This window comes from Azospirillum endophyticum (genome assembly GCF_016595245.1).
In the GTDB taxonomy this organism is placed as follows: domain Bacteria; phylum Pseudomonadota; class Alphaproteobacteria; order Azospirillales; family Azospirillaceae; genus Azospirillum; species Azospirillum endophyticum.
Window position 1 is genome coordinate 25,334 of the sequence record NZ_JAENHM010000078.1, and the last position, 15,320, is coordinate 40,653.

Consider the following 15,320-nt stretch of genomic DNA (forward strand, 5'->3'; position numbering starts at 1 on the left):
CCATCGTTGCACACTCCAAATCGGGCTGCGGCTGGTTCCGGCGACTGTCCGGGGGCAGCGCCTCCTACTGCGTCAGCGCCCCGTAGACGAGATCCTTGAACAGCATGCGTGTGCGCTGCCGATTGGCCGGGCTGGCCGTCATGATGACCCCGACGATCCCTTCCTGACGATCGATCGTAAAGGAGGTGCCGCCCGCACCCGGCCAGTTCGCGTCGCCCGGCGAGCCCGGCGTGTAGCCGCCCCCTTCCGCGAGCCGCACGGCCATGCCGAGACCGAAACCGTAGCCGGGACCAACTGTGGAGTCCGGCGAACCGGCAAGTCCCTGGATTTGGTTGGCGAGCATGAAGGCGACCGACTTGCGCGAAAGAATGCGCGTTCCGTCAAGTTCCCCGCCGTTCAACAACATCTGGGCGAAGCGAAAATAGTCCTCCGCCGTCGTCAGCACACCGACGCCGCCATGGACGTAGCGCTTACCACCCGGCTCCTCCGTGGGACGCGAAAGCTGGCGCAGCACCATCTTGAGCGGGTCGGTGTCGAAGGACTCGGCATAGCGGCCGGTCTGGTCGGGTCGGAGTTGGAACGTCGTATCCTTCATGCCGAGCGGTTTGAAGAGGGCATCGGTGAGATAGAGGTCCAGGCGCTTGCCGGTGACCTTTTCGATTACGAGGCCAAGCACGTCGAAGCCGACGGAATATTCCCAACGCGTGCCCGGCTGGTAGGCGAGCGGAATTGCAGTCAGCCGTTTGACGAATTCCTCGTTGGAAAGATCGCTGTCGAGGCTCTCGATGTCGGACTTGTCGTAGGCAGTCCTCAATTCCGGGTAGGGCGCCGAGACGGTATAGGTCAAGCCCGACGTGTGGCGGAACAGGTCCAGGATCAGGATCGGGCGCGCCGCCGGAACCGTGGTTCGGTTTGTGCGCCCCTGCTGATCCTGTACCTCGGTCAGGACCTTCATCTCCTTGAATTCGGGAAAATATTGGGCCAGCGGATCGCGCAGGCTGAGCCGGCCCTGCTCGACCAGGGACAGGGCTGCAACCGCCACGAGTGGCTTCGTCATGGAAAAGGCACCGAATACGGCGTCGCGCGGCATCGGTTTGGTCTTTGCCGGGTCGAGATAGCCGTGCGCCTCGAAGTGAACGATCTTCCCGTGGCGCGCAATCAGCGTCAGCGCACCCGGCATCGTACCCCTTTCGACTTCGGCCTTCATGACCGGAGCGATGTGGGCGAGCCGTGTGTCGGCAAAGCCCTGACTGGTTCCGGCATCCTGGGCGTCGGCCCTTGACCCGGTGAGGGCGAGGGCCAACGGCAAGAGTAGAATGGTCGCAAAAAGCCTCGATACGCCTGGCATTCCGCCCTTCCCTCTTTTGTGGATCGGGCAGGACGATATGGGGTGGTGGGATAATGTGTCAACACTTATGAGGCTACTCGGCCGAGAGTAGCATAGGAATGAGGATTTCCGGCGTTTCTGCGGGCTATCTGTTGACACTCTGTCGGCACTGAGGTGTTCATGGCAATTCCGGGCTCGGACACTGACGACGGACTACAAGGAAGGTATCGACGCCGTCGAGGCCATGGTTACCGTCGCCACTATCAGGATCATGCCGCATCACCTTCTTCAGCCAAACCGCAGGAGGTTTGCCGTCACCTGACTTATGAAACGGGTTGGGAAAGCGCCGAAGTCATCACAAGGCTCCGCCTTCCCGTCCGAAATCGGGCCTTCAGCAGTCAGATCGAACTGGCATGCGTCGAAAAACGTGTCGGTTTGCTCTTCGCCATAATGGGCGAGCAATACACGCGCATCTCCCGCACTTCAGTTCCGTTTTTTCTCATTGAGATATTTATAGACAGTTGTACGTCCGAGACCAAGCACACGAGAAATATAGGGCGCTGAATTCCTTGCCGAAAAGGCGCCTTCTGTCGAAAGTTCAATGACAAGCTCTCGCTTTTCGGCTCTCGTCATGTCTGACATTCTGATGCCACGAGCATGAGTCCAACGCTGGATATATTCATTGATACTTTCGTGCCAGTCCTCTTTAAAGAGACTCGCCGGTTTCATGTTGTCTTCCGGAAGGCGTATCAATGTCGAAAGCGTTCGAATAACCGCATGAAAGTCCGACAGGTCTACGTTGATGCACAGTACGGCGAGAGGCTCGCCGTTATGATTCGGCAGCACGATGCTGATCGACTTTATCGTTCTACCGTCCCAATTCACTTTCTCGTAGGGTCCGATGATCCTCTCGTCCCCGTGGAAATCGATTTCCGAAAGCAGTGATGGTTCACCAATCTCCCTCTTCGAAAAATTTCCTGCAATATATATAACCGTCTCCGTGCCAAGGTCATGAAGAACCACCTCAGCGAACGGCTGGAATAAAAGAGCAATCGCGTCACAAACGCGGGTATAATTTTCAAGTTCCTGATTCAAGGCGGCAATCTCATTTGATGGCAACATGGGAAACCTATATACTTGGGCAAGTTTGTCCACAATAGATATCTTGGCCGACCCCCGTTCCGTCCTTATCCGTTTGAAAGGACGGTGGGAGTTGCGGTGCTGCTGAGCGGATTACACGCTACTGAGGCCCCCGCTTTCGCGAAGGACAACCGCTCCTGACTTATGCCTGCCCTTGAAAAGGCGCGGCGCATCGAAAAATTCCCTCAACAATGCTTCACCATGATATGGCGTGCAATCGAGTATTCATCCAGTGCGTAGGAAGAAAGGTCCTTGCCATATCCGGACATCTTCATTCCACCATGCGGCATTTCACTGCACAGCATGAAGTGCGTGTTGATCCAGGTGCAGCCATATTGCAGGCGGGCGGCAGCCTCCATGCCTCGACCGACATCCCTGGTCCAGACCGAAGATGCCAACCCATAGTCGCTGTCGTTCGCCCAGCTTATGGCATCCTCGGCGTCGGTGAAGCGCGTGACCGATACGACCGGTCCGAAGACTTCACGTCGCACGATTTCATCGGCTTGCACGGCGCCGGCAATCACTGTGGGAGCAAAGAAGAATCCTTTGTCACCCGCACATGTGCCCCCCGTCGTCACTTCGATATGCGGTTGATCCGCAGCCCGGGCAACAAACCCATCGACCCGGTCGCGCTGGCGCCCGGAGATGAGCGGGCCGATCTCATTTTCCGTATCGTCGGGGCGATTGAACCTGATCGACGACACGGCGGAAGTGAGGTCGGCGACGAAGCGTTCATAAATCCTGGCATCGGCGTAAATCCGGCACGCCGCGGTACAATCCTGCCCGGCATTGTAGTATCCAAAGGTACGGATGCCGCTGACGACCGCATCGATATCGGCATCGTCGAAGACGATGACCGGTGCTTTTCCGCCCAGTTCCAGATGCGTTCGCTTGATGCTCGTCGATGCGGCGTTCAGCACCCGCGTTCCGGTGCCGATGTCGCCCGTGATCGAGATCATCGCGATCTTCGGATGGTTGATCAGGGTGTTGCCGACCGTGGCCCCGCGGCCGAGGACGATGTTGACGACCCCCTCGGGCAGGATGTCGGCCAGGAGCTTCGCCATTTTGAGCGCGGTCAGCGGCGTCTGCTCCGACGGCTTGAACACCACGGTGTTGCCGCTGGCAATCGCGGGGGCCAGTTTCCAGGCCATGATCATCAGCGGGTAATTCCACGGCGCGATGGAGCCGATGATGCCGATCGGGTCGCGCCGGATCATCGATGTGTGGTTCGGCAGATATTCACCGGCAGCCGGCCCATGGAGATTGCGCACCGCCCCCGCGAAGAAGCGGTAGCAGTCGGCCACCGCCGGAATTTCGTCGTTGAGGACGGCGTTGATCGGCTTGCCGCAATTCAACGCCTCGAGCCTCGCAAAATTTTGTGCGTCTGCCTCGATGGCATCCGCAATCCTCAGAAGGTAGGAGGAGCGCTGGGCCGGCGTCGTCCTCGACCAGCGCTTGAAAGCATTGTCCGCAGCATCAACGGCATGGTTGATCTGATCGGGCGACGCCTCCGGCAGGGTCAGGATGGTCTCGCCGGTCTTGGGATCCAGAATATGTTCTTCAGTTTCCGTGCCCGTCACGAAGCGGGACCCAATCAACATCTGGGTGTCCATGAATTCTCTCTCCTTTGGCAGGCCCGGACGATCCGCACATGGTCGTCGGCGCAGTCCGGGTCCGGTCGATACGGTCGCTATTTCAGTGCGGAGAGCAGCGCTTCGACTTGCTCTTCGGTCGTTGCAAAACTCGTAACCAGGCGTATCAGGGTTTCGGTATTGGACACCTGATCCTTCATGGCGGCCGGAACGGGCCAGTCATAGAAACGCGCGCCTTTCGCGATGGCCGCTTCGGCCTGAACGCGTGGGACAATCGCGAAGACCTCGTTCGTCACGGTCTCCCACGCCAATCGTGCCGACGACGTGGCCGCAAGCCCTCGGCGCAAGCGGTCCGCCATTCTGTTCGCGTGTCCTGCAAGCTTCAGCCAAAGATCATCCGCCAGGTAGGCGTCGAACTGGGCGGCAATGAATCGTGACTTCGAGAAGAGCTGTGCTGCGCGTTTGCGAATGAAAGGCATGTCCGTCGCGAAGACCGGATTGAAAAAGACGATCGCTTCCGCACACCAGCAGCCGTTCTTCGTGGCGCCGAAAGAAAGGACGTCGACGCCACGGCGCCACGTCATCTCGGCCGGCGTGGTGTCCAGCGCCGCGAGCGCATTCGCGAAACGTGCGCCGTCCATATGAAGCGCGACACCACCGTCGCGCGCAATCTGGCCGATCGCCTCGATTTCATCGAGCGAATAGACGGTCCCCATCTCCGTTGCCTGCGTCACCGTGATCGCGGCGGCGCGGCCATGGTGGACGGCATCTTGTGGAAAGGCCGCCATCGCAGTGCGCAGTTCCGCGATGTCCATCCGGCCGGACGGTCCATGGACCGGAACCATCTTCATCCCGCTGAAGAATTCCGGCGCTCCGCATTCGTCCTCAACCACATGCGCTTCGGTATGGCAGAATACGGCGCCGCCTGGACGCTGGATGCTCGCCAACGACAAGGAGTTGGCCGCGGTCCCCGTCCCGACGAAGAAGACGGCCACCTCCTTCTCGAAGATTTCCGAGAACCGCCTTGCAACATCGTTATCGAAATCGCTTGTGCCATAGGCTGGTGAGAAACCTGCGGCAACTCTATCGAGATGCTCGCAAATTCTGGGATGGGCGCCAGCCCAATTGTCGGAAGTGAAGAACATCGATTTCCCGCTTGCAGATTGTTGAGATAGCTGCGGAACTGCCATCCAGGTCGTTGCTTCCGGCCGATTTTATGGTGAATTTCCCCTCACTGCGGCCGTTGCCATGGAGACGTGCGTCTGCGCCCTGGCATGGGAAGTGTGCGTTCCGGCGCGGAGCGCCCGATGAGCCGGTGTCGAGACCATGATCATGCGCGATCACCGACCGGGAAACCCGGTTTCCGGCGACCCATGAGTTCCAAACTCTACGCCCTGGCTTTTCCCTCGCCCTCTAGTTCCCGGTCACCCGCGCTTCACAAAGTCGCAAAAGGCGGGCAAGAATGGCTGTCAGAACCACATAGATCAGAGCCAACAAGATCAGCGGCTCATAGGTCAGATAGGTGTCTTGCCGCACCTTGGCGACGACCGCAAAGACATCGGTCATCGTCACGGTTGCGACCAATGGCGTCGACTTCAGTTGCAGAATGACTTCGCCGGTCAGGACCGGCAACACCCGCTGAACCGCACGCGGCAACCAGATGCGCAAGAACATCTTTCTCCGGCTCATTCCGAAGGCGCGCGCCGCTTCCAGCTCACCTTTCGGCACGCCGGCAAAAGCCCCGCGCATCACTTCTCCCACGTAACCCGCGAAGGAGAACACCAGAGCCGCCAGTGCATATGGCCATGCCTCCCTCAGGTAGGGCCAGACGAAGGATGACCGGATCTCCGGATACTGGGCGAACACTGCACCGAGGCCAAAATAGAGCATCCACAGTTGCAGCAAGAGCGGGGTTCCGCGGATGATCGTGCAGAAGGCCTGTGCAGGCCACGCCAGTGTCCGGGGACCGGTGACCTGAAAGACGCCGAGCAGCAGTGCCAGTACAAATCCGATGATGCTGCTGGAAACCAGAAGAGCAAGAGTAACGGCGATACCATGCAGCAGAAGTCGCCAATAGTCGGCGATCCAGTTCCATTCCCCATAATAGCCGATCAAGGCAAGGAACAGGACCAGCAGAGCGGGCTTGACGAGGGCTTGCGGCGTCGCCAGAGACATGAGCCGGTGGGAGGGCTCGTGCACAACAGCACTCGTATGGTCGTCAAGCATGCGCCACCGCCAGTCGTCTGGTGACCCGCCGCTCGACCATCTTGATGACTAGGCTAGACACTATGGTAAGCGCGAGATACATGGCACCGGCTGTCGTAAAGAAGAGCATGTAGTCCTTGGTCGTGCCCGCGGCCTGACGTGTCGCAAGCGCGAGTTCCCTGAACCCGACCACCGCCAGCAGCGCCGTATCCTTCGTCGCGATCAGCCAGAGGTTTGCCAGGCCGGGTATTGCGAAGGGCAACATCGCCGGCAGCGTAATGCGCCAAAGGATCCGGAGAGGAGACATGCCGTAAGCCTTGGCGGCCTCGATCTGGCCATAGGGAACGGCAAGGATCGCCCCCCGCAGGACCTCGGTGGAATAGGCTCCCTGAACGATGCCGATCACCGATATGCCTGCGGCAAGTCCGCCGACGTCAACCGCTGGAATATCCAACGCCGCAAGCAAGCGATTCATCGCGTCAGTGCCGGCATAGTAGAGGAACAGGATCAGCACCAATTCCGGAACGGCCCTGACCACCGTCGTATAGGTTTCCAGCGCCTCCCGGAAGAAGGCGTTTCCGTTGAGCTTACCCAAGGCGCCGGCAGTTCCCAGGAGGAGGCCGATTGCATAGCCTCCCGATGCCAGCGTCAGTGAATTGGCAAAACCGTCAAGAAGCGTCGCTCCCCACCCCGGCGGCGTGAGCGAAAGAAGGCTGATATCGAACACTCTGTCTGGCTCCTTCCCGGTGAGATCCCGAGGCCACTGGCCCCGGTCGATCCGGCTGGGCCAGATCCGGCAGGGCCTGCCGACGGAAACGGTCAATCGCCGTAGATGTCGAAGTCGAAGTACTTTTTGGTGATCGCCTGATACGTACCATCGGCGCGAATGGCCTTGATCGCGGTGTTGATCTTCCCCTTCAGTTCCGTTTCGCCTTTTCTCAATCCAACGCCGACGCCGTGGCCAAGGACGGATTCATCCTTCGCGGCATAGCCCTTTATTTCGCAGCACGCTCCGGCTGGTGTCTTCAGAAAATCGACCATGGCAAACGAGTCCGCCTGAATGGCGTCGATCCGTCCGGCGACAAGATCCTGCTGCGCTTCGTCGAGGGTTTGATACTCCTTGATCCCAGCAACGCTATCGGCAAAATGCTTCTGCGCATAGCGCTGATGGATCGAGGCGACCTGCAGTCCTAGGAGTTTTCCCTTCAGACCCTTGGGCGTAGCATCGAATTTTGTCTCCCTTGGACCAACGATCGCGGCCCTCGCATCATAATACTTGTCGGAGAAGTCGATCGTCTTGAGGCGCTCGTCGGTGATCGTCATCGACGAAATGATCAGGTCGATCTTCTTGCTGGTCAGCGCCGGAATAATGCCGTCCCAGGCAATGGGGGTGATCACGCAGTCGAGTTTCGCCTTGGTACAGACGGCGTTCATGAAGTCGACTTCCCACCCCTGCCACTTTCCCGAAGCGTCGGGCGACGTGAAGGGAGGGTATGGTTCGGCGGCCCAGCTCACCTTAACCGTTTCGGCCGATGCGGCATTCAGCGGCGCGAAACCGATTGCACAAAGAATTACTGCTATTCTTGCCGACAGTCTCATTGGCTTCTCTCCCTGTTCGAAAATTAACGGATGGAGCTGATGAACTTCTGCAACGGCTCGCATCGTGGCGAGCCGAAGATTTCCGCCGGCGTCCCCTGCTCGGCGATCAAGCCTTTGTGCAGGAAGACGACATGGGTCGAGACTTCCCTGGCAAACGCCATCTCGTGCGTCACCAGGATCATGGTGCGTTTTTCTCGAGCAAGGTCGCGGATGACGGAAAGCACCTCGCCGACCAGTTCAGGGTCCAACGCAGAGGTCGGCTCATCAAACAGCGTGACGAGTGGCTGTATCGCGAGGGCGCGGGCGATCGCGGCACGCTGCTGCTGACCGCCGGAAAGGAACGCCGGGTAGACCCCGCGCTTTTCAAAAAGGCCGACACGGCGAAGTAGTTCTTCCGCGGTGGCCGTGGCCTGGTCACGGGAAAGGCCCAGAACCTGCGTCGGAACCTCGATCACGTTCTGCAGGACGGTCATATGCGGCCACAGGTTGAAGCTTTGGAACACCATGCCGAGTTGCGAACGGATCCGCTGCAGCTGCCGGCGGTCCGCCGGAACCAGGGAACCGGTCTTTTCGCGCCGAACCGCGATTTCCTCCCCGTGGATCCGAATCGACCCCTCGCTCGGGGTTTCGAGAAAATTGATGCAACGCAGAAAGGTCGATTTTCCCGAACCGCTGCCTCCGATGATTGAGATCACGTCCCCCTGGTTGGCCGTCAGTGAAATGCCTTTGAGGACTTCAAGCCGGCCGTAGCGCTTGTGCAGATTTGATATCTCGATTGCGTGCGTTTCCATTCCGCCCTCCTGGGCACCGCGTCAGCTTTGCATCGATCGCAGACTTGCTTCGGCGGTGCCGGCGAGCAGTTCCGCTCCGATTGCGAGGATGTCATCGTTGAAGTCGTAGTCGGGCTGATGGAGCCCGGGACTCTCGGTCCCGTTGCCGATCCACGCATAAGCGCCGGGACGGTGGGTCAGGAACATGCCGAAATCGTCCCCGGCCATACTTGGCCGGCAAGCTGGGAGCCGGCTCTGCCCCACGATCGAAGCCGCGACCCTCCGCATGACGCTTGCTTCGCCTTGGACGTTGACGACCGGCGGAAAATCCGGACCGTCGACGACGAGCTCTGCAGTCACGCCCGCCATTACGGCTGCGGCCCGCACGGCGTCCTCCAGCCGCTGACGAATATGATCAAGCGCTTCCAGCGAGAATGCCCGATAGGTTCCCCTGAGCCGCGCCTCCTTCGGGATGATGTTCTGCGCAGCGCCGGCATTGAACGAACCGATGGTCACGACAGCAGGGTCCAGCGGATCGATGCTGCGGGAAACGATCTGCTGGACACCGGTCAGCAGGTAACCGCCGGCAAGGATCGGATCGCCGCTCAGATGCGGCATCGCTCCGTGCGCGCCCGGTGCCGTGAAGATCGCCTCGAATTCGTTGGTGCCGGCCATGACGGGACCGTCCTGAACCGCGATGGTCCCGATGGGCAATCCCGGCCAATTGTGAACGGAGAAAATCCTTTCGAACGGAAACCGTTCAAGCAGGCCGTCTTCCAGCATCGACCGTGCGCCGCCGTAGCGCTCCTCCGCCGGCTGGAAGATCAGGTAGATGCTTCCGGCGAAATTCCTGGTTTCGGCAAGGTAGGCGGCAGCTCCCAAGAGCATGGCCATATGTCCGTCATGCCCGCAGGCATGCATCCGTCCCGGCATTTGGGAGGAGTATGCCAGTCCCGTGTTTTCCTGAATTGCCAAAGCGTCCATGTCGGCGCGCAAGGCGACGGACCGCCCCTCCGATGAGCCCGCTATCTGCGCAACGATCCCAAATCCACCGATATGCTCATGGGGAACCAGCCCAAGCCTCCGCAACTCGTCGGCGACAAGTCGGGATGTCGCTTCCTCCTCCCGCGACAGTTCCGGCATTGCATGGAGGTGCCGGCGCAAAGCCGTCAGCCATGGCAGGCGTTCAAGGAAATGGCCGGATGTTTCCGTCCTCGGCATCAAAGGATTCCCTTCAGAATTGAAGTCCCGGCATTCCCGCCACAGATGATAACGACTGCGGGTCCGGGAATCCGTTGCCGATCGGCTTTGCAGGCGGCTGCGATCGCGACGCCGGCGGCACCTTCAGCGACCATACGGTGATGGTCGAGGAAGAGCTTCATCGCATGCGCAATGTCGGCTTCCGACACGTCGATCCAATGATCGACCAATCGGCGGCACGGTTCGAACGTCATCGTGTCCGGTTCAAGCCCACCAGCGGTTCCATCCGACAGCGTAGGCTTGTGTTCGACGTCGATAACGCGGCCTGCCACCACCGAAGCCGCCATGGCACGGGAATTTTCCGGCGAGCAGCCAATAATTTCGACATGCGGCGCGACGGCCTTGATGTAGGTGGCGATTCCAGCGATGAGGCCGCCGCCACCGACCGAGACGAGAATGCTCCGGACATTTGGAAGCTGACGGATGATCTCGATTCCGATCGTGCCTTGTCCAGCCACCACGTCGGCATCGTTATAGGGCGACACATAGAGGCCGCCGCTGCGTTCAGCAAAGGCTCTCGCCTCAGCTTCGGTCTCGGTGGTATCCCGCCCATGGAACCTGACCTCGGCACCAAACCGCCGAATGGTTGCGACTTTGAGTTCGGATGCACCTTCGGGAACGAAGACCAGACCGCTCCCGCCGATCTGCTTGAGAGCGTAGGCGACGGCAGCTCCATGATTACCGGATGAGGCCGCGATGACCCTTGTCGTCGCCGCCAATTCCCCGATCTTCAGAATTTTGTTCAGTGCACCCCTCAGCTTGAACGAGCCGGTATGCTGGAGGTTCTCAAGCTTCAGATGAATATCCGTACCCGCAATGTCCGAAAGGCATGGCGAAGGCTCAAGGTAGGTTTCTCGGATAAATCCTCGGATGCGCTTCTCCGCGTCTTTAACGGCTTCCATCGGTATCATGATTCCCCGCTTCCGTCCTCGCTAGACGCGTCCGGCATCATAGACAAAAAGTCTGTTTCGAACAATCTGTCTATGATGTAACGCTGCCTGGAGGTGCCTGTCAAGTCGGTGTGTTGCGGCGAGGGACTTTAATGGACTTTGGCGCACAATTCGGCGTGAGAGCGGAGTCCACCCGCGGCCGGTGATGATCAGGCGCCCTTGCGAGAGGCGGGCATGCCCAAGCTGGTCATGATGTTCATGACTTTGCAGCCACAGGCGGCCTCGACCTGCTGGGCAGGCAGATTCCGGGCGCGCAGGGTGCGCCCGATCAGCTGCTTGTAGCGCATCATCGCGACCTCGCCCACGGAGCGGCGGCCGTAGCGGACGTCCCGCTGCCAGCCCTGCCGACCACGCTCGGCAATCCTGCGGATGTGGCGTTCGCGTTGGCTGGGGGCGCCGGTAGCGGTCTCGCTCGGCACCGTGGTGGAGCGCGGCGGGATGATCACCTCGGCGTCGGATGTGTGGGCGGCGACAGCGCGGTAGACCGGCTCACCGTCATAGGTGAGCTTCCCCCGGATGAATGGACACCGGGTTATGCGGCCTGAAGCTCGGCCTGCTCGGGAGTTCTGTAGCCGATCGCTGAGTGGAGGCGTTGGCGATTGTAGTAGCCTTCGATGTAAGCGAACAAGTCGCGCTTGGCGTCCTCGCGTGTCGCGTACCGCCGATGGTGGACGAGTTCCGACTTCATGGTTCCGAAGAAGCTCTCCATCGGGGCATTGTCCCAGCAGTTCCCCTTGCGGCTCATCGACTGGGTGATGCTATGGCTTTCCAAGGCTTTGCGGTACTCCGCCGAAGCGTATTGGCAACCGCGGTCGGAATGATGCAAAAGGCCGGGCGCGGGCCGCTGGCGCTGGAGGGCCATGGTGAGCGCCGCCAGCGGCAATTCGGTGCGCAGGTGGTCGCGCATCGCCCACCCAATCGCTTTGCGGCTGAACAGGTCGAGGACCACCGCCAGGTAGGCGAACTCCCCACCCAGCCGAAGTGGAGTAGGAAGCGCTGAAGCGCTTCCCCTCCCCGAACCGTACGTGCACCTTTCAGCGCATACGGCTCTCCGTTCAACCCTGGCCCAAGGCCATGGCGACATCATGATATCGAGAGGTGACGGTAGTTCGAAGCTCGTCCCTGAAGATGTAGGGGTTTCGCTCCGGGTTGCGCCACCGGAACTGAGCCTTGGAGCTGGTGACCAGCCGGCGCAGCCCTTTACCGACAGGGTCGCCCTTTGCATTCCGACCATAGACCAGCCAGGTTTTCGACTGGCCGGTAGCCGGAGCGCGATACCATCTCCGCATCAAAGGTTTGATGCGAGAGCGGTATTTGTGCGCCAGCCAGTGCGCCAATTTCCAGAACACGACGGTGTCGATGCGCCGGAACGTGCGCGCCGTGAAGTCGGTGAACTTGTAGAACGCGGCCCAACCCGTCAGTTGCCGGTTCAGGCTGTCGATCATGTCCACCGAGGCGACCTCATGATTGCCGGAGAGTGCCTCGACCAAGCGATGAGCGAAGGTCTTGGCTTTCTCCTTGGGTATGGTGGTGACCACGGACATACGCCCGCTCGATCCCCGCTTGCGAATGATCCGGTGTCCCAGGAAGACGAACCCGTCATCGACGTGGGTGATATGGGTTTTGCCCATATTCAGCGTCAATTTCAGGCGGTCTTCCAGAAAGGCCCGGCATTCTTCGCGGATGGCTTCGGCATGTGCCTTAGTGCCTTTGACGACGATGACAAAATCATCGGCATAACGGCAGTAGGCGACAGCAGGCTTCCATTGCCGGTTCTCTCGAACCGCGATGGGGCGCCCTTGCTGGATGCCGAAGTTCCAGGCCCAGCGGTCCTTGCGGGCTTTCGCGCTCAGGTATTTCGCCTCCAGCCACGCATCAAACTCATGGAGCATGATGTTGGACAGGAGCGGCGACAGGACGCCGCCTTGCGGAACCCCTTCGCTCGACGCCACGAACAGGCCACGATCAACGTGACCTGCTTTCAGGAGCCGCCAGAGCAGATCGATGAACCGATCATCCCGTATCCGCCGCCGGACGCACCGAAGCAGCAGCCGATGGTGAACCGTGTCGAAGTAACTCGCCAGATCGCCTTCGACGATCCAGCGGCCCCTCGTATCGACATCACCATCCTGCAGCTGGAGCTTTACGGTCCGGACAGCGTGATGCACGCTGCGTTCGGGTCTGAAACCGTAGGAGAGGCGGTGGAAGTCGCTTTCCCAGATCGGCTCCATGGCCATCAGCATCGCACGCTGGACGATGCGGTCTCTCAGGGTCGGGATACCCAGTGGTCGTTTCTTGCCGTTGGCTTTGGGGATATAGATGCGCTTGACCGGCTGCGGGCGGTAACTCCCCGTCAGCAAGTCCGTCCGCAGGCTGGCCAGATGTTCCGCCAGCTCAGCCTGCATCCGCCGCTTGTCCATTCCGTCAATGCCCGGTGTCTTGGCGCCGCTCGACGCCAGGACGATCCGGGCAGCTTCGGCAAGCCATTCCCGGTCGGCCATGAGCCGGAGAAGGCGATCGAACCGACGGTTCGGGTCGCTCTCGGCCCATGTCGCGAGCTTGTGCTGCATTTCCCTGATTATCAAAGGTCTTCACCTCGTTGGGTCAGATAGTCTGCACTCCAAGCTGATTGAACTGTCCTCCTTCGCCATGTGACAGGCTTTCCCTGTCGCGGACTACTACGAGGACTCCGCCGGCATGATGGGCATCGGGGCCAACTCCCTTGGCATTCCATCATGCCTTCCCTCGTTCGTGTGCTGGACGTCCACGCGCTGGGGAGGTTGCCGGTCGCAGTCCTTGTCCTTGCGTCCTGCAAGTCGATGCCGATGCCATGGTCTGGCTGCGTTCTCCCCATGGCCCCCTCAAGGCGCCTTACGTCTGCGCCTGAGTTCGGACGCCGCCGACATACGTGTCCGGCGGCGACATCGGCATTCCGCCTGTTAAGCCGTGTAGGCGAAGGCGACATTTCAGCCCTCGGATGCGGTTTAACCGGTTCGTGTTCCTCAACCTTCCAGCACTTCAGCCTCGGGGACCATCTTGGCGTAACGGCTTCGCCTCAATCCCCTTTTCCCGCGGGCTACGTCACCCTGCCAGTTGACGGCAGGTCACCGCCGCTTGGGCTCATGCCCTCTCACAGCAGAGGGCAAGGCGTTCGTTCAGTTCCTCCTTTCTCTTCAGCATTCCAGACACACGCACCCCGGACCATCCGGGTCGAGGCGCACCGTACGTGATGTCGGTGAGCCAGAACTGGTTCGGAGCGGCGGGAGCGAAGTTGCGGTTCAGCAGGTTTGGGGCGATCGGCAGGACGTGGTTGCTGTCGGTGATGCAGACCTGGAAGGCTCGGGGACGCCGGGCGCGAAGGCCGTGACGGTGCATGAGGCGTTCGACACGCGCCCGGCTGACGGTTCGGCCCTGCGCCCGCAGGGCGGCATGGATGCGCGGGGCTCCGTAGCGCTCGCGGTGATCGGCGTGAAGCCGCCGGATGTCATCGAGCAACTGCCGGTTCGCCGCTTTTCGCAGGCTCTCCGGCCGCGTGCGCCAAGCATAGTAGCCGGATGGCGACACGCCCAGGGCGTCGCAGAGCACCCGAACCGGGTAGTCGTCGCGGCAATTCTCAATGATCCGGAACCTCATTTCAGAGGCTCCGAGAAAATGCTCACAGTTTTTTTTTTAATATGTCCCGCTCCATGCGGACGCGATCCAATTCGCGTTTCAGGCGCGCAATCTCCGCCGATTGATCGCCGGCGGCCAGGGGGGCCGGCGCCTGCTTGCTGGGGAGCTGCGCCGGCCCCCCTGGCCCGGAGACGCGCCGCCGCCATGTGCGCAGCGTCGACGGCTGGATGCCCAACTCCTTGGCCACGTGCTCCAGGGGCTGGCCACTGCTTTCCAGCAGGGCCACGGCCTCCCGCTTGAACTCGTCCGTGAAAAAGCGCCGTGTCGTCGTCATGTCCACCTCTCCGCTCCCAGCGGGAGCTTAACAGAAGTGTCCACCAATCCGGAGGAGGCTCACTGCGTGACCGGCTGATGCAGGACGACATGGTGGCGGCCTTCATCGCTGCCTTCCGGGAGGCGGTTCGGACGGATGGCTAGGAACAGACTGCTGAACAGCGGCGGATGGAAGCCGAACTGAGGAAGGTGCGCTAGGATCTCAATGGACTCGACACGACTGCGCGGCAGGGCCAGTTGACCGATCGACTGCACCGGTTGATGATCGAGTTGGAGGAGACGGTCGGGTCGTTGGAAGCGGCGCTGGCCTCCCCTCCCCCACCACCGGCACCCCTGCCCGACAATTTGGCGGCCCTCTATCGGGAACGGATCGCCGAGCTGGCGGCGACACTGGAGGACCCGAACCACCGGATCGAAGCACGCGACCGGCTGCGACCGCTGATCGAGCGGGTGGCGGTACGTTTCAGCACGGCCGGTACCCGCAGCGTCGAGATCGAGTTGGAGGGCGATCTGGTGGCGTTGCTCAGCCTCG

General features: G+C 60.6%; 11 protein-coding genes and 4 pseudogenes. 1 reads left to right on the top strand and 14 read right to left on the bottom strand.

What is annotated here, in order from left to right; all coding sequences use genetic code 11:
* Nucleotides 1-64 precede the first annotated feature (64 nt).
* The 14 genes and pseudogenes from JHL17_RS32335 to JHL17_RS37435 all read right to left on the bottom strand — a co-directional run.
* Nucleotides 65-1,348, bottom strand: a complete 1,284-nt coding sequence (locus tag JHL17_RS32335; protein WP_200198773.1) for a serine hydrolase domain-containing protein — start codon at nucleotides 1,346-1,348, stop codon at nucleotides 65-67.
* Nucleotides 1,349-1,810: 462 nt separating this feature from the next.
* Nucleotides 1,811-2,482, bottom strand: coding sequence for a PAS domain-containing protein (locus JHL17_RS32340; protein ID WP_200198774.1), 672 nt, complete (start codon nucleotides 2,480-2,482; stop codon nucleotides 1,811-1,813).
* A gap of 170 nt (nucleotides 2,483-2,652) precedes the next feature.
* Nucleotides 2,653-4,080 carry a gamma-aminobutyraldehyde dehydrogenase gene (locus JHL17_RS32345; protein ID WP_200198775.1) on the bottom strand — a complete coding sequence of 476 codons (1,428 nt, stop codon included), beginning with the start codon at nucleotides 4,078-4,080 and terminating at the stop codon, nucleotides 2,653-2,655.
* A 77-nt stretch (nucleotides 4,081-4,157) separates the two neighbouring features.
* Nucleotides 4,158-5,249: a threonine aldolase family protein gene (locus tag JHL17_RS32350; protein WP_200198776.1), complete on the bottom strand. Its 1,092-nt coding sequence runs from the start codon at nucleotides 5,247-5,249 to the stop codon at nucleotides 4,158-4,160.
* 223 nt (nucleotides 5,250-5,472) lie between these two features.
* The gene (locus JHL17_RS32355) at nucleotides 5,473-6,285 is read right to left on the bottom strand and encodes an ABC transporter permease (RefSeq protein WP_200198777.1); all 813 of its coding nucleotides are present in this window, start codon (nucleotides 6,283-6,285) and stop codon (nucleotides 5,473-5,475) included.
* Entirely contained in the window at nucleotides 6,278-6,991 is a 714-nt protein-coding gene (locus tag JHL17_RS32360; RefSeq protein WP_200198778.1) for an ABC transporter permease subunit, read from the bottom strand. The genes JHL17_RS32355 and JHL17_RS32360 overlap by 8 nt, the downstream gene beginning before the upstream one ends.
* Before the next feature lie 92 nt (nucleotides 6,992-7,083).
* Complete coding sequence (locus tag JHL17_RS32365) at nucleotides 7,084-7,863, bottom strand: transporter substrate-binding domain-containing protein (protein WP_200198779.1); 780 nt, start codon at nucleotides 7,861-7,863, stop codon at nucleotides 7,084-7,086.
* A gap of 23 nt (nucleotides 7,864-7,886) precedes the next feature.
* The gene (locus tag JHL17_RS32370; protein WP_200198780.1) at nucleotides 7,887-8,654 is read right to left on the bottom strand and encodes an ATP-binding cassette domain-containing protein; all 768 of its coding nucleotides are present in this window, start codon (nucleotides 8,652-8,654) and stop codon (nucleotides 7,887-7,889) included.
* 21 nt (nucleotides 8,655-8,675) lie between these two features.
* Nucleotides 8,676-9,854, bottom strand: a complete 1,179-nt coding sequence (locus tag JHL17_RS32375) for a M20 metallopeptidase family protein (protein ID WP_200198781.1) — start codon at nucleotides 9,852-9,854, stop codon at nucleotides 8,676-8,678.
* Nucleotides 9,854-10,804, bottom strand: a complete 951-nt coding sequence (locus JHL17_RS32380; RefSeq protein WP_200198782.1) for a threonine/serine dehydratase — start codon at nucleotides 10,802-10,804, stop codon at nucleotides 9,854-9,856. The genes JHL17_RS32375 and JHL17_RS32380 overlap by 1 nt, the downstream gene beginning before the upstream one ends.
* Nucleotides 10,805-10,992: 188 nt before the next feature.
* Nucleotides 10,993-11,343 (bottom strand): annotated as a pseudogene (locus tag JHL17_RS32385) (IS5/IS1182 family transposase); the annotation flags it as partial.
* 32 nt (nucleotides 11,344-11,375) lie between these two features.
* Nucleotides 11,376-11,831: pseudogene (locus JHL17_RS32390) on the bottom strand (IS3 family transposase); the annotation flags it as partial.
* Between the two features lie 67 nt (nucleotides 11,832-11,898).
* Entirely contained in the window at nucleotides 11,899-13,413 is a 1,515-nt protein-coding gene (gene ltrA / locus JHL17_RS32395; RefSeq protein WP_200198784.1) for a group II intron reverse transcriptase/maturase, read from the bottom strand.
* Between the two features lie 631 nt (nucleotides 13,414-14,044).
* A pseudogene (locus JHL17_RS37435) lies at nucleotides 14,045-14,789 on the bottom strand (IS3 family transposase); the annotation flags it as partial.
* Between the two features lie 236 nt (nucleotides 14,790-15,025).
* Between JHL17_RS37435 and JHL17_RS32410 the strand changes: the two are divergent.
* Nucleotides 15,026-15,320: pseudogene (locus JHL17_RS32410) on the top strand (recombinase family protein); the annotation flags it as partial.

Bases quoted from the DNA above. Each gene is read 5' to 3' on its own strand.
- JHL17_RS32335 (WP_200198773.1), bottom strand. From the start codon at position 1,348: ATGCCAGGCGTATCGAGGCTTTTTGCGACCATTCTACTCTTGCCGTTG.
- JHL17_RS32345 (WP_200198775.1), bottom strand. From the start codon at position 4,080: ATGGACACCCAGATGTTGATTGGGTCCCGCTTCGTGACGGGCACGGAA.
- JHL17_RS32350 (WP_200198776.1), bottom strand. From the start codon at position 5,249: ATGGCAGTTCCGCAGCTATCTCAACAATCTGCAAGCGGGAAATCGATG.
- JHL17_RS32355 (WP_200198777.1), bottom strand. From the start codon at position 6,285: ATGCTTGACGACCATACGAGTGCTGTTGTGCACGAGCCCTCCCACCGG.
- JHL17_RS32365 (WP_200198779.1), bottom strand. From the start codon at position 7,863: ATGAGACTGTCGGCAAGAATAGCAGTAATTCTTTGTGCAATCGGTTTC.
- JHL17_RS32370 (WP_200198780.1), bottom strand. From the start codon at position 8,654: ATGGAAACGCACGCAATCGAGATATCAAATCTGCACAAGCGCTACGGC.
- JHL17_RS32375 (WP_200198781.1), bottom strand. From the start codon at position 9,854: ATGCCGAGGACGGAAACATCCGGCCATTTCCTTGAACGCCTGCCATGG.
- JHL17_RS32380 (WP_200198782.1), bottom strand. From the start codon at position 10,804: ATGATACCGATGGAAGCCGTTAAAGACGCGGAGAAGCGCATCCGAGGA.
- ltrA (WP_200198784.1), bottom strand. From the start codon at position 13,413: ATGCAGCACAAGCTCGCGACATGGGCCGAGAGCGACCCGAACCGTCGG.